The 22,108-nt window shown below is 52.3% G+C and carries 23 protein-coding genes; 6 read left to right on the top strand and 17 right to left on the bottom strand.

Features of this window, described 5'->3' with window-relative positions; genetic code table 11:
- Position 1 precedes the first annotated feature (1 nt).
- The 5 genes from B3007_RS09695 to B3007_RS09715 are packed head-to-tail and all read right to left on the bottom strand — an operon-like array spanning position 2 to position 3,755.
- Entirely contained in the window at positions 2 to 844 is an 843-nt protein-coding gene (locus B3007_RS09695) for a DUF2797 domain-containing protein (protein ID WP_297530533.1), read from the bottom strand.
- Complete coding sequence (locus tag B3007_RS09700; RefSeq protein ID WP_068442083.1) at positions 841 to 1,086, bottom strand: YeaC family protein; 246 nt, start codon at positions 1,084 to 1,086, stop codon at positions 841 to 843. The genes B3007_RS09695 and B3007_RS09700 overlap by 4 nt, the downstream gene beginning before the upstream one ends.
- A complete protein-coding gene (locus B3007_RS09705; RefSeq protein ID WP_301378126.1) occupies positions 1,076 to 1,912 on the bottom strand; it encodes a rhomboid family intramembrane serine protease in 837 nt (278 codons plus the stop codon). The genes B3007_RS09700 and B3007_RS09705 overlap by 11 nt, the downstream gene beginning before the upstream one ends.
- Positions 1,912 to 2,868: a metallophosphoesterase gene (locus tag B3007_RS09710; protein ID WP_297530528.1), complete on the bottom strand. Its 957-nt coding sequence runs from the start codon at positions 2,866 to 2,868 to the stop codon at positions 1,912 to 1,914. The genes B3007_RS09705 and B3007_RS09710 overlap by 1 nt, the downstream gene beginning before the upstream one ends.
- A 2-nt stretch (positions 2,869 to 2,870) precedes the next feature.
- Positions 2,871 to 3,755: an NAD(+) kinase gene (locus B3007_RS09715; protein WP_068442071.1), complete on the bottom strand. Its 885-nt coding sequence runs from the start codon at positions 3,753 to 3,755 to the stop codon at positions 2,871 to 2,873.
- Positions 3,756 to 3,852: 97 nt separating this feature from the next.
- Here B3007_RS09715 and B3007_RS09720 point away from each other — a divergent pair, with 97 nt between their 5' ends.
- A complete protein-coding gene (locus tag B3007_RS09720) occupies positions 3,853 to 4,695 on the top strand; it encodes a DUF1853 family protein (protein WP_301378127.1) in 843 nt (280 codons plus the stop codon).
- Positions 4,696 to 4,710: 15 nt separating this feature from the next.
- Here B3007_RS09720 and B3007_RS09725 read toward each other — a convergent pair whose 3' ends face one another.
- Positions 4,711 to 5,613, bottom strand: a complete 903-nt coding sequence (locus B3007_RS09725) for a pyridoxal-phosphate dependent enzyme (protein WP_301378128.1) — start codon at positions 5,611 to 5,613, stop codon at positions 4,711 to 4,713.
- Between the two features lie 102 nt (positions 5,614 to 5,715).
- Positions 5,716 to 6,504, bottom strand: a complete 789-nt coding sequence (locus tag B3007_RS09730) for a hypothetical protein (protein WP_301378129.1) — start codon at positions 6,502 to 6,504, stop codon at positions 5,716 to 5,718.
- Between the two features lie 260 nt (positions 6,505 to 6,764).
- Here B3007_RS09730 and topA point away from each other — a divergent pair, with 260 nt between their 5' ends.
- Together topA and B3007_RS09740 are read left to right on the top strand one after the other, a co-directional pair.
- Positions 6,765 to 9,494, top strand: a complete 2,730-nt coding sequence (topA, locus tag B3007_RS09735) for a type I DNA topoisomerase (RefSeq protein ID WP_297530611.1) — start codon at positions 6,765 to 6,767, stop codon at positions 9,492 to 9,494.
- A gap of 197 nt (positions 9,495 to 9,691) precedes the next feature.
- Positions 9,692 to 9,961 carry a ComEA family DNA-binding protein gene (locus B3007_RS09740; RefSeq protein WP_068440315.1) on the top strand — a complete coding sequence of 90 codons (270 nt, stop codon included), beginning with the start codon at positions 9,692 to 9,694 and terminating at the stop codon, positions 9,959 to 9,961.
- Positions 9,962 to 10,044: 83 nt separating this feature from the next.
- Here the strand turns inward: B3007_RS09740 and B3007_RS09745 are convergent, their stop codons facing one another.
- The 4 genes from B3007_RS09745 to B3007_RS09760 form a co-directional block, all read right to left on the bottom strand.
- Positions 10,045 to 10,758 (bottom strand): hypothetical protein, encoded by a 714-nt coding sequence (locus B3007_RS09745; protein ID WP_068442058.1) that lies wholly within the window; start codon positions 10,756 to 10,758, stop codon positions 10,045 to 10,047.
- Entirely contained in the window at positions 10,755 to 11,009 is a 255-nt protein-coding gene (locus B3007_RS09750; protein ID WP_068442127.1) for a glutaredoxin family protein, read from the bottom strand. The genes B3007_RS09745 and B3007_RS09750 overlap by 4 nt, the downstream gene beginning before the upstream one ends.
- A gap of 103 nt (positions 11,010 to 11,112) precedes the next feature.
- On the bottom strand, positions 11,113 to 12,213 hold the full coding sequence (locus tag B3007_RS09755; RefSeq protein ID WP_068442055.1) for a DUF5610 domain-containing protein: 1,101 nt from the start codon (positions 12,211 to 12,213) through the stop codon (positions 11,113 to 11,115).
- 131 nt (positions 12,214 to 12,344) lie between these two features.
- Positions 12,345 to 13,364: an AraC family transcriptional regulator gene (locus tag B3007_RS09760; RefSeq protein ID WP_245820023.1), complete on the bottom strand. Its 1,020-nt coding sequence runs from the start codon at positions 13,362 to 13,364 to the stop codon at positions 12,345 to 12,347.
- A gap of 178 nt (positions 13,365 to 13,542) precedes the next feature.
- Between B3007_RS09760 and B3007_RS09765 the strand changes: the two genes are divergently transcribed.
- The gene (locus B3007_RS09765) at positions 13,543 to 14,418 is read left to right on the top strand and encodes a MaoC family dehydratase (RefSeq protein ID WP_068442048.1); all 876 of its coding nucleotides are present in this window, start codon (positions 13,543 to 13,545) and stop codon (positions 14,416 to 14,418) included.
- A 51-nt stretch (positions 14,419 to 14,469) separates the two neighbouring features.
- Here the strand turns inward: B3007_RS09765 and B3007_RS09770 are convergent, their stop codons facing one another.
- Entirely contained in the window at positions 14,470 to 14,877 is a 408-nt protein-coding gene (locus B3007_RS09770) for an STAS/SEC14 domain-containing protein (protein ID WP_076514102.1), read from the bottom strand.
- 253 nt (positions 14,878 to 15,130) lie between these two features.
- Here B3007_RS09770 and B3007_RS09775 point away from each other — a divergent pair, with 253 nt between their 5' ends.
- Entirely contained in the window at positions 15,131 to 15,829 is a 699-nt protein-coding gene (locus B3007_RS09775; RefSeq protein WP_068442042.1) for a hypothetical protein, read from the top strand.
- Between the two features lie 133 nt (positions 15,830 to 15,962).
- On the top strand, positions 15,963 to 17,108 hold the full coding sequence (locus B3007_RS09780; RefSeq protein WP_068442040.1) for an AraC family transcriptional regulator: 1,146 nt from the start codon (positions 15,963 to 15,965) through the stop codon (positions 17,106 to 17,108).
- A gap of 58 nt (positions 17,109 to 17,166) precedes the next feature.
- Here B3007_RS09780 and B3007_RS09785 read toward each other — a convergent pair whose 3' ends face one another.
- The 5 genes from B3007_RS09785 to lepB all read right to left on the bottom strand — a co-directional run bounded on the left by B3007_RS09785 (position 17,167) and on the right by lepB (position 22,005).
- The gene (locus B3007_RS09785; protein ID WP_068442038.1) at positions 17,167 to 17,712 is read right to left on the bottom strand and encodes an NUDIX domain-containing protein; all 546 of its coding nucleotides are present in this window, start codon (positions 17,710 to 17,712) and stop codon (positions 17,167 to 17,169) included.
- A complete protein-coding gene (rrtA, locus tag B3007_RS09790) occupies positions 17,684 to 18,280 on the bottom strand; it encodes a rhombosortase (protein WP_068442035.1) in 597 nt (198 codons plus the stop codon). The genes B3007_RS09785 and rrtA overlap by 29 nt, the downstream gene beginning before the upstream one ends.
- Positions 18,281 to 18,309: 29 nt before the next feature.
- A complete protein-coding gene (locus B3007_RS09795; protein WP_301378130.1) occupies positions 18,310 to 20,361 on the bottom strand; it encodes a M6 family metalloprotease domain-containing protein in 2,052 nt (683 codons plus the stop codon).
- 143 nt (positions 20,362 to 20,504) lie between these two features.
- Entirely contained in the window at positions 20,505 to 20,900 is a 396-nt protein-coding gene (locus B3007_RS09800) for a glutaredoxin family protein (RefSeq protein ID WP_068442029.1), read from the bottom strand.
- A gap of 274 nt (positions 20,901 to 21,174) precedes the next feature.
- A complete protein-coding gene (gene lepB / locus B3007_RS09805; protein ID WP_068442025.1) occupies positions 21,175 to 22,005 on the bottom strand; it encodes a signal peptidase I in 831 nt (276 codons plus the stop codon).
- Positions 22,006 to 22,108: the final 103 nt, after the last annotated feature.

The raw sequence follows: 22,108 nt of genomic DNA on the forward strand, positions 1-22,108 counted from the left end.
GTTAAGACTCCCTGTTCACTGTCACTCTGACGTTGTATGAGGTAAATTTCCGCACATTGATGACTCCAGTATCGAGAATCAGGTACTGCCCCTTCATGCCCATCAGGCGCCCCGATACTTCTGCGGTTTTATCGAAATTATGACTACTTACTTTGGTCGGGTATTCAATTACTGGGTAATTAAAGTGCCGGACGCTCTCGTTCGTCAACCATGTAATTGAGCCAGGACCCTGCTCCAGCTCAAGCTGATTGAGTTCTTCAGCAAAATGTTCTTTGAGGCGGTCTCTTTCTGCGACCAGGTCCAGTTCTGGCGAATCGCCTTTCAGCATTGCCCGCCAGTTCGTTTTATCGGCGATATCGCGGCGGATAATATCTTCGACCAACCCTGCCAGTCGTCGTGTTGCGACTCTCGCAATTGGTAAGGCTTGCGCAGCGCCCTGATCCAGCCAGCGGGAAGGCATGTTCTTCATCCGCGTAATGCCGACCTTGATGCCCGACGAATTGGCCAGGTAAACGATATGATCGTTAAAACAAACGCGCTCACCCCACGCTGCATCCCGGCAGGTACCAAGGTGAAAGTGGCACTTTTCAGGGCTCATGATGCAGGAATCGCATTCCGGCAGTTTGGTAAAGCAGGGGTAACAATATCCCTGGCTGAAACTTTTATTGGTTGGCCGGTTACAGGCACGACAATGGATGTCGCCCTCCCACGAGAGGGACAGGCTTTTTCCGAGAAAATCGTTGATCGGGTACTCTTCATTGTTGAGCACCAGCGAGTATGCCACCGTTGCCGCTGGGCGAATGCGCATCTTATCCAGATGGCCGGAAAATTCTGACTTGCTCATTGGATATTCAGCGGTTGAGTGTCGTCGTCTTTACCAGATTTGCACCCCTGATCGAGATATCCTACTCGTTGATCGGCAGGCACATCGTGGGTGTTTTCGTAATAGATGATGGCTTCCATGCATAATTCCCGCTGCCCATCCTCAAGCTTGCGGCCATTTGGCCAACGCCCGGTTGCAACAGCATTTTTCAGGTTTTCGTACACTTCGGGTGTAAGCGAACGGATCAGATCTTCAAGATTCATTATTTCTCCGATTAGGATTTGGCCAGATCACGGCCAGCAGGAAGCCACACAATAAACCGCCCAGATGCCCGCCATGAGCAGACCCCGACAGGCCCGGCACCACGGTGTCGCCGAACAGCATAATCACCATAAAGAAAATCATTACCCCCAACAAGGCCGGAGGAACGCCATAATTAATTCTGTAACGGTACTGACGAAGCCCGGTCCAGGCCGCTAAACCATAGACAACGCCCGAGATACCACCGAACGCTGGACCAGCCAGCCACCATTGCAACAGGTTTCCGCTAATGCCGCACAGTACAAGCAATGCCAGAATTCCGAAACGCTCGCCCTGACGTTCCATGGCTCCGGCCAGTACCCAGATCCACAAGGTATTGAACAGCAGATGCATCACACTAAAGTGCAGCAGCGTTGGCCGCCACATTTCCCAGAACGACATATTCAGATAGGTAGAAAGCTGATTTCGGGCGTCGGGCCAGAGAGACTGGCTATTCTCCAGCCATGCGTGCCAGTCATTCGAAACATGCTGCCAGCCAAACACGCAAGCCACCAGCACTATGAGAGCAACCGTTAACGGCACTGCGGTCAGCCGTTGGATGATCGAAGGGCCAGAACTCCCGACAGCCACTGGCTCCGCTAATGAGCCTTCTCTCCAGTCGTCCAGCAGCTCTTTGATACGCTCGATATCGTCGGGGTCGGCAATCAATAACACCTGCTGATTACCTTCCTCGACAACGCGATGCACTATTTTCTCTGACCACAAATGCCGTGTCAGAGGCGACAGGTCAGTCTCCAGTGGAGCACTTAATACGGCCAGCGGTTGCATCAGCGCTCTTTCTTTTCAACGCGGACCCAGGCAAATTTGCCCTTCTGCAGATGACGTTCGGTATCCATCCGATACGCGACCAGGCGACCGTACTTCACTGCACTGTAATCAAGACAGGCGATGTTGGGTACGATGGGCTCGGGCAAGCCTGACATCCAGTAATGTCCGATAAACAGAGGTTTTTCATCAGGCCCGTAAAACAGTAACTGCTCTTTCTCGTCTTCACTGAGTAGCGCATGCTGCAGATCTTCAGGCAGAGGGTCAGGCTGAAAAATCACATCGTTATAGCGCTGCGGGTCTCCCGCCCAGAACTTGGTTCTGAAGAACTGTCTGACCATGCCGTCTTTTGCCGTCATTGAACGACCATCAGGCAATTTCAGCGAGGTTCCGCGTAACATCCGATCCAGAAACTGGTACAGAAATGAATCCGTCTGCACAGACTCAGGTAGCATGTCTTTCGTTATGTGATTCGAGCCATAACGGCGCAGATACTCGTCGATCATCTGATGATCCCAGCAAGCATGGACCACCCGGAAGTGTTCGTACTCACGGAACAAGGGAATAGTCAGGAACCAATCGAGCATTTCATTGAATTCCTGCGGGTAATTCGCAAACTGCTCTAATGTCTGTTCAACAATAAAATTGTTGCGCGGCGTGTGCGGACGCAGAAACGGCTGGCGCATGCCCGCCGGCGCCTCACTCAGATAAGTGACGACGTTGTACTCGTGATTACCCATAACGATATCGGCGTGCCCGGCTTCCACCATGTCTCGCACGATATGACAGGCAAGCCGGATATTCGGCCCACGGTCAACGATGTCCCCGAGGAAAACGACTTTGCGCTTCGGATGCTGATACACCCCATTGCGCTTGCTGTAACCCATCTGTTCGAGCAGGTCGATCAGCGTCAGGCCACAGCCGTGAATGTCGCCTATCAGGTCATATCCCTGATGCATATTCAGTCTCCGAGGTTACTGCTCCAGCCCAACTTAGTACGACAGATCTCGTAAAAGTTATGACCTTTCGGATGGATCAGTTTCAGCTTGTGCGCTTTTTTACGGATAGTGATGCTGTCACCCGGTGCACAAGGAATGTGTGTCTGGCCGTCACAACTGATCGTCGGATACAGCCCCTGGCTCGCATCCACAACTATTTTCACTTCTGCCTTGCCGTCAACCACAATCGGTCGACTCGACAGCGTATGCGGAAACATTGGCACCAGAACCAGTGCATCCAGACGCGGATGCATAATCGGGCCACCCCCAGACAAAGCATAGGCGGTAGATCCAGTCGGTGTTGAAACAATCAGACCATCAGAACGCAGGTGATAAACAAACTGACCTTCGATATAGAGGTCAAAGGCGATCATCCGGGCTGACTTACCCGGGTGCAGAACCACGTCGTTCAAGCCGGTGGCTGAGCCAATCGGGTTACCATCCCGTTTGATTTCCGCATCCAGCAGGAAACGTCTTTCTTCTATATAGTCGCCGTCGAGTACCGCCTGAACTGCTTCGCACATCTCTTCATCCGGGCTGATGTCGGTCAGGAACCCAAGACGACCACGGTTAATGCCCAGTACCGGTGTGTTGAACTTAGCCAGAGCCCGCGCAGCACCAAGAAGGCTGCCGTCACCGCCCACTACGATCACAAGATCGCAGATCTCGCCCAGCATATTCACATTGCTGACCTGCATTCCGTGACCCGGCATCACCTCCGCGATACGGTCGTCCAGAATGGTGTGATACCCCTCATCGAGCAGATAACGCGACAAACGACGGATAGTATCTATCACTTTATTACTGTTCAGTCGGCCGATCAGACCGATATTGCGGAACTCTTCCATCAGAAAACTGGTAACCTCAACAAATCACGGGCTGCAGTCACCATCCTGCTGCAGCATCTTTTTATATACTATACCGCAGAACACCAGGCTTGACCCCATGGCGACCACCCCGGAAGCATTCTTCGATATTCAGGATAAGAACAAGCGCGATCTGCTCTGGAGCATCTTTGGCCCGTCTCTCCTGAGCAGCAGCGTAACACCGCCGCTAACAGAAATATTGCCAGAGCTGAGCGAAAGCCGTTTGAAAGGGACCACTCTGTCACCCGATTTTCAGAGCCCACGCCTTGGTTTCCGTTTCGAGCAACTGTGGCAATCCGCATTAAGCAGCTCAGATATTCCGTTCATCGCCAACCAGCAGATTACCGATGAAGGAAGAACCCTCGGCGAACTGGATCTGCTGATTCCGCGCGGACAAAGCACCCTGCACATTGAGCTTGCGCTCAAATTCTACCTTGGCGTTGAGGATGACTGGGTCGGCCCGAATCGCCGGGATCTTCTCAGCCGTAAAATACAGCACACCTTCGAGCATCAGCTGCCACTGGCTCAGAACCCGGTCGCTCTGAGTGAAATCAAGCAGCTTGCCCCTGCCCCCGTGCAATCTTTCGCCATTATGCGTGGCTGCCTGTTTGCGCCAGCGCATGATGTATCGGCAGCACCTTTGCCTGTCGAGATCAGCCCAGACCACTGGTCGGGCTACTGGTGCCCGATTGAGCAGGCTCACTACTTACCCGAAGGACACTGGTACGTTTTATCAAAACAGGATTGGCTAAGCCCGGTGTTCTCTTCGTTTGCGATCACGCGGGATGAGCTTCTGAAATACCTCACCCGTGCTTATCAATATCTGAGCATCCCTCTTGCGATTGCCCGGATGGAGAAGCTCCAGAACGGTTGGGGAGAAACTGAACGCTGGATGATGGTCGCGCCTGACTGGCACAGTTAACCCCAAACGATACATCTATAACGTTGAGTACCTAAGACCCGATACACCGCGGCGACCTTGCAGTCCGCCACTATGAACCAGCAGGCTGCGTCTTGGCTCAGTATCCTGTGCCATGAGCCAGGCCGCGAGCAAACGTACGGTATAGACAGGGTCAAGCATCAGGCCCGCCCGGTCTGCATCGGCAATCAGTTCCCTGAGCGCCAGAGATAATTTACCGAATCGCAGGTTTTCTGGCTGGTGCGCAAAACGTATTTCAGGGGAATAGGAGCTCGCTTTTAACTGTGCCTCAAGCGCTCCCTGATCCTGAACAGCATTGACGATTACTAAGGTCTGATCTGCTCTTAACTGCTCAGCAATTCCCTGCGCCGTCGTCCCGGTGCCCGCAGCAACCCAGACTTCGTCGTAGGGCTCGAACAGCGACGCAAGCAGGCCGAATCCCTCCCTGCCTCCTGGACCGTCGCCCCCCTCGGGAATCACCCAGGCATCTGACTCAACCGCCAGTTGAGTCCTCCACACTTCGTCGTAACGCATAGCGTATTGATCACGGCCGCAGAAGCGTATTCTCATGCCAGCATCGATGCAGTCCTGCAAGGTGGGCGTCAGAGGCTGCTCGGGGTAGCCCAACACCCAGGCTTCCACTGGGATGTTGAGCCGTTGAGCAGCAAATGCCAGCGCATGCAGATGATTAGACCAGCGGCCGCCAAAGCTGATCAGGGATGACCTTCCCGATTCTTCCCACGCCTGGAGGTGTCCGAGCAGTTTAAAGACTTTATTACCGGACATCAGAGGATCAATCTGCTCAAGGTGCAGGCATTCAAAATCAAGACCTCGAACGTTATGACGTGCAATCAGTCCAGAACCCATACTCAGGTCGGTAGTAGGCAGCAAGCGTTCGAGCAAATGAGTGAAATCAGACACAGCGGAAGAGCAGATAAATTTTGTAGAGAGTAGAAGTAACTAAGATGCCAGATGTAATCCTCGCTGTCATGCTACCTCGCACAGCGGAGGCTCAATCTCACTTCAGTAGCGTTTTTTGACTGCGCTCGGGTCGGTAGGCATGCCAAACTCATTAGTCTCCGCTGCAGCCTCCTTTGACAGTGCTTTGGACAGATTGTCGTTCGGACCTTCAGGCTCGTCGAGGACCTCATTTTTCTCACCGCGATAGAGCGCAGCCGTTTTCTCGGCAATGGCCTTCACCCTCTGGTTTTTCTCCGGAAACTGAATATCAAATTCGATCAGGAGTTTACGCGCAGCTTTGAAATAGTTGGCCGCAGTCACTATATCACCACGCCCAGCAGCAACATCGCCCTGAGCGGTGTATGTATCTACCTCGCGCTCCAGCAGGGTCATCTTTAGGTAACGCCGATACTCGACCATGGCCGTCTCGGAAATCTGCTTCTTTTTTGCCATCAGGGTAAGTGCTTTGAGCACTGCCGAGAATTGCCGGCGGCCGTATTTCAGCTCGCGGTCGCTCTTCAGAACACGGCGAAAAGGGCCATCCGCTTTGATTTTCTGTTCGTAAGGTTCAGCATCAAAGTCCCCCTTACCTGCTTCGGCCCCAGCCTGGCTTGCTGCCAGCGCGTACAGCTCTTTCACCCGTTCAAGCACGGCAGACTGAATGTCGCGGTGACTGTCGACCAGCATCAGGTACTCCAGCGCCTCGAGCAGGTCTCCAGCCTTCTGGCGGATCAGTCGCGCCTGATTCTGCTTCGCCTGCTTCTTCTGCAGGTTACGGTTGTAAACAACGGCACCCAGCATGAGTAACGCCAGCGGTACAGCGATCGCCAGAACCAGTCCGATTGCCGACATATTTTCCAACTCCGTATGTTTTGTGCTATTCCTGACAACAGGTGGCAAAGTTAAATAAAGGGTGTTGATCTACCAAAGTTTAGCAAGTTTCTGAGTGTCCGCTGATTTACTGCGCTGATCATGAGACTTGACCTCACCCCATGTTTTGGTTTTAAAGTGTCGCCTAATTGAGCCTGTCCGGTGACTTCATCAAGCCGGTCAGTGGAATTTCAGGCGTTGGCATCCTGTGCCCGCGCCCTATTAAGGTATCTGAACGGACTATGGGCAAATCACTGGTGATTGTGGAGTCGCCTGCTAAGGCGAAGACGATCAATAAGTATCTCGGCAAAGATTTCATCGTAAAATCCAGTGTCGGCCACATCCGCGACCTGCCCACTTCGGGGGGAGCAACCAAGTCAGATCCGAAAGAACGTGCCCGACAGGCTGCCCTGACGCGCAAGATGTCACCCGACGAGAAAGCCGAGTATAGAAAGAAGAAGGCTCATGATCAGTTGATTAACCGGATGGGTATTGATCCGGATAACGACTGGAAAGCCAGCTACGAAGTGCTCCCGGGTAAAGAAAAAGTCGTCGAAGAACTGCAACGTCTGGCCAAGAATGCCGACCAGATCTATCTCGCAACGGATTTGGACCGCGAAGGGGAAGCCATTGCATGGCACCTGCGGGAAGTTATCGGCAGCGAATCAAAACCATACCGTCGTGTGGTGTTTAACGAAATCACCAAGAAGGCTATTCAGGCGGCGTTTGAACAGCCTTCAGAGCTGAACATCAACCGTGTGAATGCTCAGCAGGCGCGTCGTTTCCTCGACCGTGTTGTTGGCTTCATGGTTTCCCCTCTACTTTGGGCAAAAGTCGCCCGCGGCCTGTCTGCGGGGCGTGTTCAGTCCGTTGCTGTACGCCTGATTGTCGAACGCGAACGTGAAATTCGTGCCTTTATTCCAGAAGAGTACTGGGAAGCCTTTGCCAATCTGAAATCAGACAGTGGCGATGATCTGCGGGCCCAGGTGGTAAAAGCCGCCGGCAAAGAATTCCGCCCGAACAACGAGGCTGATACAACGTCAGCACTGGATATCATCCGCAAAGGGCCTTTCAAGGTCACCAAGCGCGAAGACAAGCCAACCAGTTCCCGCCCTGCGGCACCTTTTATTACATCGACGCTGCAGCAGGCCGCGAGTACCCGTCTGGGCTACAGCGTTAAGAAAACAATGACACTGGCTCAGCGCCTGTATGAAGCCGGTTACATCACCTACATGCGTACGGACTCAACGAACCTCAGCCAGGATGCCGTGGCCAGCGTTCGCGACTACATCAACGACAAACTGGGCGCGGAGTACCTGCCGGATAATCCTCGCCAGTACAGCAGCAAAGAAGGCGCACAGGAAGCGCACGAAGCCATCCGCCCTTCTGATGTCCGCCTGCGTTCCGGTGACCTGTCCTCCATGGAGCCGGACGCCGAGCGTCTGTACGACCTGATCTGGCGCCGCTTTGTCGCCTGTCAGACCAACGATGCCAAATTCACCAGCACTACCGTTACGGTCCACTCTGGTGACTATGAGCTTCGCACGAAAGGACGCGTCATCCGCTTCGACGGTCACCTTAAAGTACTGCCACCTGCTGGCAGCAAGGGCGACGATGATGTTCTGCTCCCTGACGTTCAGGAAGGTGATGTTCTCAAATTGGAAGAGCTTGAACCGAAGCAGCACTTTACTAAACCTGCTCCACGCTTCTCTGAAGCAGCGCTGGTTAAAGAACTCGAGAAGCGTGGCATTGGCCGACCTTCTACCTATGCTTCGATTATTTCGACCATTCAGGATCGTGGTTATGTCAGCCTGAAAGGACGACGCTTCTACGCTGAGAAGATGGGCGATATTGTCACCAGTCGTCTGACAGAAAACTTCACCGACCTGATGGACTACAGCTTTACTGCCACGATGGAAGAAAAGCTGGATGAAATCGCCGACGGTGATGCTAACTGGAAGGCGGTACTGAACAACTTCTACAACGACTTCACCGATAAGCTGGAAGAAGCTGGCAGTGAAAATGGCATGCGTCCGAACGATCCTGTCGACACGGACATTGAGTGTCCTACCTGTAGTCGCCATATGCAGATTCGTAATGGTTCTACCGGTGTATTCCTCGGCTGCTCAGGTTACAGCCTGCCACCGAAGGAACGCTGCACCCAGACACTGAACCTGATTCCCGGTGATGAAGTCATCAGCGCTGACGAAGATGACGAGGCAGAAAGCCGCCGCCTGATGGATAAGCGTCGTTGTAAGATCTGTGATGCCGCCATGGAAAGTTACCTGCTGGATGAAAAACGCAAAGTACACATCTGCGGCAATAACCCGGACTGCGAAGGCTTCGAAGTTGAGGAAGGTCAATTCCGCATCAAAGGTTACGACGGTCCAACGCTCGAGTGCGACAAGTGCGGTTCTGAAATGCAGCTCAAGTCTGGCCGCTTTGGTAAGTACTTTGGCTGCACTAATGACGAGTGTAAGAACACGCGTAAACTGCTGAAAAACGGTGAAGCTGCGCCGCCTAAGATGGACCCGGTCCCGATGCCGGAGCTGCAATGCGAAAAAGTGGAAGATACCTACGTACTACGTGACGGTGCCAGCGGTCTTTTCCTCGCAGCCAGCCAGTTCCCACGCAAACGTGAAACCCGTGCACCACTGGTATCAGAGATCATTCCTCACAAAGATGAGATCGATCCTAAGTACCACTTCCTGATGAGTGCGCCGGAAAAAGACAGCGATGGCAATCCGACCATTATTCGCTACAGCCGTAAGTCCAAAGAACAATACGTGATGACGGAAAGCGAAGGGAAAGCGACCGGCTGGAGCGCAACCTGGGACGGCAAACAGTGGAACATCACTGAAAAGAAAAAAGCGGCCCCGAAAAAAGCTGCAACGAAAAAAACCGCTGCGAAGAAAACTACCGCTAAGAAGGCAGCGGCTAAAAAAGCGGCGGATAAAAAGTCTGCTGAATAAGCCACTTGCAACAAGAACGGCCAAAGGTGCTATCAAGGCGCCTTAAGCCCCATAAAAAGGCCTTAAATGCGGCCTTTTTTTAATAATTTCTTCTTATATCTTTCATCGTTTTCTCACTGGTAGTCTGAAAGTCTCTGAGTTCAGAGAACTACTTACCTGTTCGCAGGTTTCGGATATCACAAAAGGAAACATAAAAAATGAAAGGATTTATTGCTCTCTTCGCTCTTGCCATCTCCCTGGCCTTCTCTTCAGTTCATGCCGAAGAGCCAAACGGCCCGGTCAATATCAACACAGCCTCTGCTGAAGAGCTCAGCGAATTAAAAGGCGTTGGTAAAACGAAAGCAGAAGCCATCGTTGCTCACCGCAACGAGCATGGTGAGTTCAGCAAGGTCGAAGACCTTACTCAAGTCAAAGGGATTGGCGAATCGATTCTGAAGTCTAACCGCCCATTGCTGAGCCTCGAGTAAAACCTGAAAAATCAGGCAATAAAAAGGAGGCTACGGCCTCCTTTTTACTTTTATTTATATTTTTAACCCAAGCTCTCTGGAGCTTATTCAACGAAAGTGCAACGACCCCACTCGCAACGCACAATACTCAGAGGCTGATCATCACACTCAACGTTGTAGATTTCGTAAGGCCACTCACCTTTAATCAGGCTTACACCTGAGCGGTCGCAGCTTTGCTGGTCAGACAGCTTTTCAACAACGTAGAGCGAACGTCCGTAACGCTTACCAGTTGCTGTTTCAACTATGCCTTTGCGCTCACGGTAAGTACCCTGCTCACTCGCAGCGGTAGCCTCCAGACTGGCTAGAGCCTGCTGAATATCCTCTGAGCCTTTAATATCCCACTTGCCTGCCTGATATTCTCCAAGGATCTTCACACACAGAGCTTCTTTATCGGAAGCGCCGTCGAGCTTGTTACGAACCGTCTGCACGGCGCGTTCCTGTACTTCCCAGGTGAGCCCCATGGCGACCCGGGCTCCCGTATCCAGACGGGTATCAGTCACGGTAATCAGGTTGTAAGCGAGACCGAAGTCCGCAGCCTCGACAGCATCACCGTTGCGTTGCCACCAGTCTGCTCGTGCAGTTTCCGCGGCGTAATTAGCGCGACCACTAACCGCAGCGCATTCATAACGCCAGGTATTCATCATGGTATCGGCCTGAAGCGCGTAAAAAATAGCGTCCCCTTTGGGAGAGAATTGGTTACTTGCGCAACCCGTCAAAAAGGCCGCTGCCGCAAAAACAGAAAACAATGCTCTGGTCATTTTGATTCCTTATCTGAAGCGCTGAACAAAGCGCGGACCTCAAGTGCCGTAAACGGCCAGTTAAGTTCTTCGCCCGTTATTTCGTTACGAAGGACCGGTATCCGCAGACCGTAAAGATCTACGCCACCTTCAATATCGGTAATATCTTCAATGTATACGGTCACCGCAAGGCCCTCTGCGCCCTCAGTCACAATTGCAGCAGCCTGATCACACAGGTGGCACTCGGAAGTACCAAGAAGAACGTAGCTCAAGGTTGGTTTACCGAAATAAAAACAGGTAGGAAAGTATACCGCCGCCAGACGTGTAATCCTATCTGGCGACATGTTGGCCGGTTTCTATCCGGCTAGAAGAGAATCAACGATTAAGCAGCTTACTCAGACCATCGTTAAATTGGCGCAATGCGTCCAGCCGAGATTCGTCCGGAGCCAGCGCCTCGAGCATTTTCTGCAAGGTATCTTTTGGCTCAGCAAGCGGTCTCGCGCGATCCAGGGCTTCGGTATAGCTCTTGACGTAGTCGGTAATCATGTTCTGCTGCGACTCAAGGCGCTGCGTTGGTAACGACGGACCAGATTCCCCGTAGGCACGAGAAACGCTCGAGAAGCTTCGCTGGCGCAGCTCCAGGCTCATAGAAGCCAGTTCATTGCCATCAAAGCCTAGCTGCATGGCCTCTTCGAGTGCCGCACCTAGGTCGCCACCGTAAAAAGTCTCGCTCAGTTTACCCACATCGTCGAACAGGGTTTGCAGGGCATTAAGCTCTCCTTCATCCAGATTGCCATCAATCTGCATATCAAACCGGCTGGAAAATGCACTCGCGGTAAGGCTCATTCCCGGCGTAGTCAGGCTGATGCCACCCTCTTTCTGACGAAAATTCACCGTCACCTTGTCACCGTCGCGGGTCACGACCTCAAGCGACAGGCTCTGTGATGATCTGGTGCCAGCAAGAGTAAAACCTGTGGGGGTTGCGCTTTGCGGAGCGTCATCACGCTCAGGGACTTTGGGTGTCAGTAAATCTGGTTTCTCTCCGGCCTCAATCTGCTTCAGCCCTTCGGCAATGAGCGCTTCGCCCTTATCGATATCGGCTGCCAGAGACTCATCAAGGCGACCTAAGTCTTCAAGAATTGCACGCGCTTCACCATAACCTTTAGCGATCCCCTCTCGGGCCGCCTCCAGACGTTCAGCAATGCGTTCCTCGGAGGCTCCTTCTGCGCGAAGGCCTTCCACACTCTGATAGACATGGCGAAGTATATTGGTCGCTGTGACTTCCGGACTTTGCGTAGAAACAGGTTGGACTGACTTGGTATCCGCCACCTCAGCAGGTTTATTGGCCTGAGCCGAACGATTTGCTGCACCTTGCGACTGAGTGGACTCCTGTGGAGACCGCTGGAGATTACCCAGGCTCTTGCCGAAGTTCTGAAAACCCGCACTGGAGAATGATGAAAAAGACGGAATGTTCATAGCAAGCTCCGCTGTAACCGATGAGTGTGACTTCTATATCGGTCAAGGAGCTGCTTTCTTGAGTAGAAACCGCCTGTTCAGCGAATATTTACATTAAGTTGGCGTGTGCTGTCCCGGATGGCGCAGATCAATCAGCTACGACGGCTGTTGCGATACTCAACCGGCGTCTGATTTGTCCAGCGCTTGAAGGCCCGATAGAAGGTACTGGGTTCAGAAAAGCCGGTGAGGTAGACGATCTCATCAATGCTTTCATCGGTACCCGACAACAGGCGCTTGGCCAGGTTGCACCGGTAGTCCGCGAGCAATTGATTAAAGTTGGTCCCCGCCTCAGTCAGACGCGTTCTTAATGTGCGCGGCTTCATGTCCAGACGCCCCGCCACATCATCAAGGTTAACCTGACCTGTCTCAAGAACTTCACCAAAAACCTTGTACACGCGCGAGACGACGTCCTGACGCTCCAGCTTGGCAACGTGCTCACTGGCTAGTTTTTCATGCAGTTGCAGTAACTCAGGTTCGGCATGCAGTGACGGCAGATCCAACAGGCTATCATCAAACCGGATACGGTTCTCGCTGCACCCGAAACGCACATCGCAATCAAAAATACGGCGGTGTTCTTCGCAATTCTCTGGCGCAGGGTGCGTAAATTCAATTGCTGCCGGGCGGAATTGCTCGTCGGTCACATACTCAAAGAAGCGCACCAGCCCAAGAACCATGCATTCATTCAGGTGACGCAGGCCGGTCACTTTGTCACTCGCTGATTCGACTTTTACAGATGCCTGATGGCTATCGATCTCAATACTCGCCTGAGAAGCATCGCTCAACAGACGCTGATAACTCAACGCCCGTTTCAACCCTTCTCCGAAAGTTGGACTCGACAAAAAGAGGTACTGCAACACCTGTCCTTTGTAGACAGGCATGTTTTCGCCGAGGTGAATACCAATGTCCGGGTCACCGGATACGTCCTCCATCACGCTCCAGAAAATAATCTGGGCGTCATGCGGGGTACGCAGATTGCGGTCCTGCAGTACCTCGGGTGTGACACCCAGGCGCTGCCAGACGTCATCAGCATTGATCCCCATCTTCAGCATCGCATGATGCGCCAGTTGGATCATAATGCCGGAGTCGCGCAATTCAGCCATTCCACCAGACATAAGTGTTTGATATTCCAAAAAGAAGAGAGTGCGATTTTGCCAGATACTCGGCCGTCTGCAAGCCTTATTGACCGATCTGACGCAGAACCCGCGTGATTGCGCCAATGGTGAGCTGCTCTGGCCGGCCTACTATCTGGCTTGATATGTGTCAGAAAAGAGTTTTTTCAGGACTTTATTTATGTATCACGCTACCCGTATTGAATTAAAAAAGCTTCCGAGCGTCGCAAATCACACTGTGCGCTCTGCGTTTTCGCGCAACACAAACATCCGCAACCCTGAGTTGCCAAACATGGATGCGGTCATTTACGGCCACGTTCCGAGCAAAAAGAATGTCAAAGACTACGCCAGCATCTGCGGCTTTGACACCAAAAGCGAATTTTTGCCAATCACTTACCCACATGTTGCTGCTTTCAAGCTACACATGGAGCTGATGCTGCACCGTACCTTCCCTCTGGGCATCATGGGTATGGTTCACGTAGCCAATAAGATTACTCAGCACCGCGGTATCAAATTGGGCGAAGCTCTGGACGTTCGTGCGTTCTTTGCCGGCTCCAACCGCACGCACAAGGGTCTGGAAGTCAGCCTTCGTACCGAAATCCGCATCGGCATGGAGCTTGTTTGGGAAGGCCTGAGCACTTATCTGGCGCTGCTGCCAAGCAAAGGTATCGAGAAGAAAGAAGCAGAGCAGTTGCTTCCTGAGAACCCTGAATACAGTGAAAGTGAAACCTGGACGCTGCCATCAAACCTCGGTCTGAAGTACGGCCCGGTTGCCGGTGATCCAAACCCAATTCACTGGGGCGTAATCGCTGCCAAGGCATTCGGCTTCAAACGCCACCTCGCACACGGTATGTGGACCAAAGGACGCGCCGCTGCAAGTGTTCACAAAATGCTGGGGTCCGATGCCGCAGAAATCTACGTTGAATTTAAACGTCCGATTTTCTTGCCGGCAAAAGTAGAGCTGCACTCAGGTAAAAAAGGTCAGGAAATTGATTTTGAAGTGGCAGCGACCCGTAACGACGACGTTCACCTTGCAGGCTACATTAAAGCCCTGTAAACCGAACTTAAGTGCCCGGTCTTGGCCGGGCGCTTAGCTGTCCTCTGCCGCTCAGGCTTCCTCTTCAGCGCTCTCTGCGTTTCCACAAGACAACCACCGCATGGCATCACCAATATTGCCGAAAAGCCTGACGGGATAAGAAGGCGCGTGGTAGGAAAGAAACATCGATGTCAGATGTTGCAGCATAAAAGAATCACCGATCACTGCGACAGCCTGCGTCGAGGCTTGCACCAGTGGGTTCGAGGCGTATATCTGAACTTCGAAATCAACAGTCAGAACATCCGAAGCGATGATGGCGACAGACTTAGGTGACTTACCTACTCTATGTACACGCTGCTTATAAAGAGTGCGCATTAACTCGAGACTTAAGTGGCTGATCCCGCTCAGGTCATGTACCACAATATCATTTTCAACTCTTATTTCCGGCGCGGCCCCTGCGCCAGTGTCTCGAATTGTCATATTTTAATCAGTTATAAAAAAATGAATGACCTCAACCTATCGTGAAATAGCGAAAATGAAAACCATCCGGATGCACTTTCTCATTATTAAATACCAACTTCGGAAGACAATCTTCAAAACAGGTTAAATAATGCGCTCTGGGGACTGTAAGTTAATCACATCATTGTTATTATGCGGTGTACTGCCGACTACTGAAACCTGAACGAGTTTTAGTGGGAAGATGGCCCAACAATAACAAGAATGGATATACATCATGCGTATCTCTGCCACACTGACAGCGCTCACTCTGGCAATATCTGGTGTTACAGCCAGTGCTGCTGAACCAGAAAGCTTTGGGGGATTTCTGGGGATGACTGGGTCATACATCCAGACCAGTGACATCGACGAAACAGATTTCGCAGCAAAAATCGTTTTCGGTCCTAACATTACCGAGAACCTGTCTCTGGAGTTCGGCCTGATGGACTTTGGTGAAATGTCATATAAAGACCCTTCACCAATTCTGGTTGAGGATGACCCGACGATCGCCCCACTACTGAGCGGCGCCAGTCAGGGAGATACCGACCGCAACAGCAATGATAATGGCATCCCGGGTGAAACTATCTACACTGGCCCCGAAAGCTATCAGGCGCGCAGTATCCTGGTGAACCTGCGCTACAACTTTGAGTACACCCAAACACTGGACTTCTTTATCAAAGGCGGCGCCAGTGCATGGATGGCTGATGTCGAGAAAACCCGCATCACATACTATGGTGACGGCACGTATGGCCTTAAGCAAGATGCTGGTAAGAATGAAACATCCGGCGTAGAACTCATCACCGGTGCCGGCCTCCTGTGGAATCCCTGGGCGGGCCTGAATGTTCGCGCAGAGATTGAGTCCACCTCTCTCGACAGCTTTTATATTGAGCCTACCAGCTTCTTTCTATACAGCCTCGGTCTACAGTACGAATTCTGATCAATAGATTGGCGTAACTTGTCTACAAACAATTGATAACCCTTAGGGAACTAAGGGTTTCATTTGATGTCGTATAGGCCGGTTTGTACCTCGCTGCCTACAAAGTGCTACTCGAGGTAACAGGTGACAATTTTTGTCACCCGGTATACCATGCAATGGTTGTCTGCTGTGGGACCAGGAAAGTCCGGCAAAGCAGACGTTGAATAACAACAATCCCAATAATAGTTACCAGCGTATGAACATGGATAAAGGTTACGTCTCAGCAGCGTTAATCCGCCCGGTGATCGAGAACTCAGGTATCCGGTCGATTGATCAGCTGGCCGAGCAGGATGCTGATATACAGCGCGTCGTTAAACAGCTCAAAGATAATGATTGCCGGATTCCGGTTGAAGATGCAGACCATGTCATTGCAAAACTGATCCGTCAGTCAGGCAATGAAGCGCTGTGTGTTCACCCGCCGCACAAGTTTAATACTCAGAGCAGTTGTCAGTTACAGAATCTGTTTCTATGCAGCAATACTCTGCGCGAAGCACTCTACTATATGGAGAAGTTTGCTCCCCTGCTGAGCGATCTCCTCGAAATCAATGTCACGCGTACCCGCGAGGGCACCATCAAGGTGAAGCTGCCTGTCGGCGAGTCTGCGTACATGTCTGATCAGCGCCACCGCTCTGAGCTGATGCTCAGTGTTCTGCTCAACTGGATGCGTCAACTGTGCGGTAATCGACTGAATTTGCTTGGCATTAACCTGCCCTATCCTGCAACCCAATATCAGCAGGCTCAGGCGCAGTTATGGAATGCGAAGCTGAATTACAACTCCGGAGAGTGCGCTATCCTGCTTTCTGCAGGGGCACTGGATGAGGGGCTACATAACACCAACCCGCACATCCTTAATATGATGAAACGGGAAGTCGAAGAGCAATACCGTAAACTGGCCCGGTCCGGCTCCCTGGCTGACCGCATTCGCAAAGCCCTGTTGCAAGAGAAGGTTCGTCTGAACGCCAACCAACAGGAAGTAGCGGGATACTTTCATATCAGCGCCCGGACTCTGAACCGACACCTGCACCGCGAGGATACCTCGCTGAAACAGATCGTTACTCAGGTTCGCCTGGAAATGGCGAAGAAGATGCTGACCGACTCGGAAGATCCAATTGAGCAGATTGCTCTCAATATCGGTCTCTCAGGACGCAGAACTCTGGACCGGATATTCATCAAAGAGATGAATATGTCACCGGCTCAATATCGACAGAGATTCCGCCAGAAAGTCGCACTCGTCCACTGATAAAGGGTTGGCGACGGTCCCTTATCAGTGAGTTGTACCGCCTGATCATTCGTCGCGATCAGGCGATTCCAGCCAGACGGATGCGCGTAAGAGCCAGCACTGACAGCACATCCGTGATACGACCATCCTGTGCCATCTGAAACGCCTCCTCAAACGGCAGGCGTCGCACCGTCAGCACTTCGGTTTCTTCCGTGTCACTCGGCCCTTCGGTGAGCCCGCGTGCGACAAACAGCAGACCTTCTTCATCTGTGATGCAGTTACTTAAGTGCACTCGCCCGATTGGCGTAAGTGACTCTGCAATGAGTCCACTTTCTTCACGAAGCTCTCTGAGTGCGCAATCCTCGGCGGACTCTCCCTTAGGAGCGCCGCCCATCGGGATCTCCCAATGATATTCCTGCAGAGGAAACCGGTATTGCCCCACCAGCCAGGTGTCGCCGTTGTCGGCGATAGGAACAACGCCTACGGCTCTGTTCTTAAAGCTCACTGTTCCGTATATCCCCGGATTACCAGCGGGATTCAGAACGTCATGATGCTCCACCTTAATCCAGGGGTTTTCATAAGTCGTTGTAACAGACTTAGTTTTCCAGGGATTTTCTTCGCTCATAGTATTTCCAACTCTGTGATACTGCAATCCAAACAAGGCCTGCAATTGCACCAAACATATGCGACCTTGCTTCGGTTCTTCCACCCACCATCTCTGAGTTTGCCATGTCATCGTAGAAGCCAGTCTGTTCCCAGATCACTTTGACAACAATAACCAGAACGACAATCAGGCGAACTTTCGGTGAATAATACGGCGATGGAGCAATCGCGACCAACATAGCACCGTGAAGAGCACCGGAGAGGCCAACGTAGTAGTAAAGGTCGTCAGCAAAGATAAATAAGCCGACACCAGTCACCAGACACAGCCAACCCCACGCGAGAAGCTGCAGACGCAGTGATGCCGAGGGTGAAGTGACATAAGCAGCGAGGGCGAGTGCCGCGAGATTGAGGAAGAGATGACCGGAAGAAAGATGCACAAAGTGAGCAGAAAGCAGTCGCCACCACTCTCCCGCTTCAATCGCTACACGGTCAAAACGCAGGTGTTCAGTGGCTGAGACACCAGCACCAAAGACAATAACGGATATAAGCCCGATACCTATCCATACGGACCAGGCCAGATAGTTTCGCACGAAAAAGCCTCTGAAAAAGAGGCAGTGTATCACCGAACAGGTCGTCTTCTCAGCAGCCCGATACTAAGTACCAGACACAACAAGCCCATTGAGCCACCGCCACCAGATGACGAAGACGAGGAAGAACTGGCCGTCGCAGGGGCGCGCTCAATTGGCTGATCGCTGCTACTGACGAGCAGCTTCACGCTCAGGTCAAAGCTAGCGTCCGCGAAGGCATAATCCAGCCTTTCTTTGACTTTGGTTTTTCCACTGGGAGTCCCCTGAATATCAACCAGGAAGGGGGCATGTTGACCCGAAGGCTCACTAATGATCTGAAGGTAAATAGTATCGACCGGAATTTCAGGCGGAGAATCAAACAGCAGACGATTCCAGCCCTCCTGGACACTGCTCGTCTTCTCCACCAGACGTCCTTCACCCGAATACCGCGAAGCGCTGGTGTAGAGGCCGAATTCAACGGTACCAGAACCATGAGCGTAAAAGTCGATGCCATCAATACTCAGTACATCACTACTCACAGGCACAGTTACCAGCGCATAACCGTCACCACCATAGGCACCCCAGGTTGCGTTCGCCGGAAGTTCGTCATAGCCAATAGCAAAGCCTTTTGGTTTGATACTGGACTGCACGTTCAACTGAGCACGATCGCCTGAGGCGACGGCCGTCAAAGTCACCCTGCCATCAGCCAGAGTTACAGAAGAGGCGCTTTCTATCATGATGCCGCTACTGTCGGTCACTATATTCGAGCCGGTATGCGTGGTTTCGGCGATCACCAGACGTTGGGAGTGTCGCGCAGTCAGGCTGGACAATGACCCGAACCCTCGCCAATCATCTATCTTTGTAATCATCAAACCTGGTGAAGGCAAGCCACTGTCAAAGCCCTGACGAGTTCGGTTCTCGACCATCAGGCGCTTGCCATGACGATACTCATCAAGATCAATACGCAGCACTTCACCACCGTCACTGGCTGAATTGAGGAAAATCCCCCCCGTATCCGACACACTGTCAGTAAACCCCAGAAACTCTCGTGACCAACCTATCAGGTGCGCCGGCTTATCTCCTGCTTTGCCACCGCCAGAGTTCCAGATACCGAAGCTCATCAATCCCCAGCGACCGATCGACTCTCCGAGGCCGATGCTCTCGTATAGGTCAGGCAGATCAAACAGCAGGTGACCGAGTTCATGAGCCATCAGACCAATCGTCGCCATATGTTGCTCGTGCTGCTCGCCAAACATGGTGTATTCAGAAATCCAGACACCGCCGGTGTTTACTGCAGGCACCGAAGACTTGTGGGCCCAGACTCTAGGATGGGTTGTAGCCGAACTCGCGTACGCCTGCTCGAAACCGGCCGCAAGTACAATGACACCCAGCTCCGATGGATCCAGCCAGGAATCACCGTTACGATCATACGAGCTGAGATTAATTTTGCCGCCCAATGCCTGGACCGCCGACGTGACCAGATTACGGCTTTGTGTTCCGTAGGAAGAACCGAAGTCAGGGTGTGCGCTACTGAGTGTCATACGAACTATGCCATCGCCGCTGGTACCGTCTGACTCACTCGCAGGCACTATGCGGAACTGCTGCCCTGATCCTTCAAAGAAATACGATGAAACGCTGTCGCTGGAACCGAAAATTCGTGCCGATATCTCAGCATCACTGTATTCAAAACCCTGATCCGAAAAAGCCACACGAATAACAACCAGCGGCTGTTCGAAGGCACCTCCCTCGTAGCGGTATGGCGTTCGCACAGGAGGATTGGCTTGAGCGCTGACAGTACTGCTCGCCTGGCGTGCTTCCTTCTCCTCAGGCTCCTGATAGGATGCTGACCGGCCGAATTCTTCCCCTGTACTTGTGGCGTAACGATTGTTCTGCAGACGCGCAAGATAATAAATACCCTGCTGTTCGACAAGATAACGCCCGTCCTCAAGCATCATGTAAGGCGCGGAACGAGAGCCTAACAGCATAACCCTGTGGCTATCGCCGTTCAGCAAGTGCAGATCCGCCCACTCCAGAGCAGGCGGAGTCTGAGCATGCCCCAGCTGCCACCCAGTGAGGAACAGACTGAGGAAAATGATTCGAATCATTGAGAAGGCCCGGTAAAAACGTCTTCGCTTTAACTCTAGACGTGTCAGGCCACTTTTTCAGGCGGGTGTAACAGTTTCACACAATTGCGGTACCAGACCACAACACTTAACAGATTGCGTTAACTGAACAATTGATCATTTACTTATAGAGGCGCCTTCGGGGACTGACATGTACCCAGTTTTCCCAGACGTTTTTCGAGGTAGTTAATAATGGCTTCAGGGCTGTATATCCAACGATCGCCACTTCGGGTACATATTCTCAGACAGGGAACCCGGCTCTCACCGCCGCCTTTCACCAATTCATTGCGATAGGCATCAGCGCGTTCGACTTCTTTGGTCACTGGATGCAGCCCGGCTCTCTCTAAATAGCGCTTAACCGATATCGACGATGGGCACTGCCTGGAATAGTAAAGGTGCATTCTGCGGGATTCGCGATTCAGCAGAGTCTGTTCTTCTGCAGGTCGCTCGATCGGCTTAACCGGAAGGAATCGGTCTACCAGACCGAGTGTTTTGCCTTTGATATGTCTCGTCAGATTCATAACTGCGTCATGGGACCTATGGTCTGATTCTGAAAAAACAGGGCTCTGCTGGCCAACCCTGTGCCGGTAAGCATCTTTGCTCACCAACTGCGGGCATTCTATTCATGGGCGTAAGGATTACTACCCCTTGAGGAAAATATTTATTCAATTTCGGTCAATTATGCGCCGAAGGTCGAATGATTAACTAAAACCACACCGAGCATCATGGCCAACATAGTGACCACAAGAAGCCAGCGCGACCGCTGGCAGAACTTGCATGGTTTCTTTTTCGCCATTACTCAATCACTTTGACACGGTCGAACGATGGCAGGCTCGTCCAGGATTCCCAGTGCATCCAGACAGCCACCGCCTTACCCACAATGTTCTTCTCCGGTACGAAGCCCCACATACGGCTGTCTCCGCTGTTGCCGCGATTATCGCCCATCATAAAGTAGTGGCCATCAGGAACCGTCCACTCACCTTCAGGACCACCCCAGAGTGCAGCCTGCCCTGTCTCCCGATCACGCCCGGGCAGCCACTTAACCACAGGGGTCGCGTTGTCCATGGTCTCTTCACCGAGCACCATGGTCGGCGCATAGGCAGGTTTGCCGCCCAATACTTCTGTCGGCACAGGCTCACCGTTGATAGTCAAACGCAGATCCTTGTAAACGATGTGGTCACCCGGCAAACCGATAACGCGTTTAATGAAGTAACGCGAGTCTTCCGGTGGGAAAAACACCATAACGTCACCACGCTGAGGTTGATCTACAGGAATAATAGTAGACCCGTTCCCCGGCACCCGCAGGCCATAGCTGAACTTACTGACCAGAATAAAATCACCGACCTGAAGGCCGGGCTCCATGGAGCCTGAAGGTATCTGAAAGGGCTCAAACGCAAACGAACGCAAGACAAAGACCAGTGCCAGCACAGGAAAGAACTGCCGGGACTGGTCAATCAGAAACGGCTCTTTCGTTGCTTCGAGGATATTCTGCTGAGATGCACCGCTTTGCTCCAGCGCATCAACACGCTGCTGACGTTTACGGCGAAGAAAAAGTCGATCAACCAATACGACAAGACCCGTCAGGCCCGTGGCCACCATGAGAATCAGGGGTAAATCAAGTTCCATAAAAGTGTCATATTCCTGCTGCAGGCTTACGCTAGACTAGAGGTCGGCCCATGCAACACTGCTGAGGACGCAGATTTGCAGGCGTGTCTGTCCGCTGTTAGGT

The organism is Thalassolituus sp. UBA675 (genome assembly GCF_002297765.1).
Classification (GTDB): domain Bacteria; phylum Pseudomonadota; class Gammaproteobacteria; order Pseudomonadales; family Oceanobacteraceae; genus Thalassolituus.

Coding starts and splice junctions, on each gene's coding strand:
- B3007_RS09695 (WP_297530533.1), bottom strand. CDS start 844: ATGAGCAAGTCAGAATTTTCCGGCCATCTGGATAAGATGCGCATTCGC.
- B3007_RS09700 (WP_068442083.1), bottom strand. CDS start 1,086: ATGAATCTTGAAGATCTGATCCGTTCGCTTACACCCGAAGTGTACGAA.
- B3007_RS09705 (WP_301378126.1), bottom strand. CDS start 1,912: ATGCAACCGCTGGCCGTATTAAGTGCTCCACTGGAGACTGACCTGTCG.
- B3007_RS09710 (WP_297530528.1), bottom strand. CDS start 2,868: ATGCATCAGGGATATGACCTGATAGGCGACATTCACGGCTGTGGCCTG.
- B3007_RS09715 (WP_068442071.1), bottom strand. CDS start 3,755: ATGGAAGAGTTCCGCAATATCGGTCTGATCGGCCGACTGAACAGTAAT.
- B3007_RS09720 (WP_301378127.1), top strand. CDS start 3,853: ATGGCGACCACCCCGGAAGCATTCTTCGATATTCAGGATAAGAACAAG.
- B3007_RS09730 (WP_301378129.1), bottom strand. CDS start 6,504: ATGTCGGCAATCGGACTGGTTCTGGCGATCGCTGTACCGCTGGCGTTA.
- topA (WP_297530611.1), top strand. CDS start 6,765: ATGGGCAAATCACTGGTGATTGTGGAGTCGCCTGCTAAGGCGAAGACG.
- B3007_RS09740 (WP_068440315.1), top strand. CDS start 9,692: ATGAAAGGATTTATTGCTCTCTTCGCTCTTGCCATCTCCCTGGCCTTC.
- B3007_RS09745 (WP_068442058.1), bottom strand. CDS start 10,758: ATGACCAGAGCATTGTTTTCTGTTTTTGCGGCAGCGGCCTTTTTGACG.
- B3007_RS09755 (WP_068442055.1), bottom strand. CDS start 12,213: ATGAACATTCCGTCTTTTTCATCATTCTCCAGTGCGGGTTTTCAGAAC.
- B3007_RS09760 (WP_245820023.1), bottom strand. CDS start 13,364: ATGTCTGGTGGAATGGCTGAATTGCGCGACTCCGGCATTATGATCCAA.
- B3007_RS09765 (WP_068442048.1), top strand. CDS start 13,543: ATGTATCACGCTACCCGTATTGAATTAAAAAAGCTTCCGAGCGTCGCA.
- B3007_RS09770 (WP_076514102.1), bottom strand. CDS start 14,877: ATGACAATTCGAGACACTGGCGCAGGGGCCGCGCCGGAAATAAGAGTT.
- B3007_RS09775 (WP_068442042.1), top strand. CDS start 15,131: ATGCGTATCTCTGCCACACTGACAGCGCTCACTCTGGCAATATCTGGT.
- B3007_RS09785 (WP_068442038.1), bottom strand. CDS start 17,712: ATGAGCGAAGAAAATCCCTGGAAAACTAAGTCTGTTACAACGACTTAT.
- B3007_RS09795 (WP_301378130.1), bottom strand. CDS start 20,361: ATGATTCGAATCATTTTCCTCAGTCTGTTCCTCACTGGGTGGCAGCTG.
- B3007_RS09800 (WP_068442029.1), bottom strand. CDS start 20,900: ATGAATCTGACGAGACATATCAAAGGCAAAACACTCGGTCTGGTAGAC.
- lepB (WP_068442025.1), bottom strand. CDS start 22,005: ATGGAACTTGATTTACCCCTGATTCTCATGGTGGCCACGGGCCTGACG.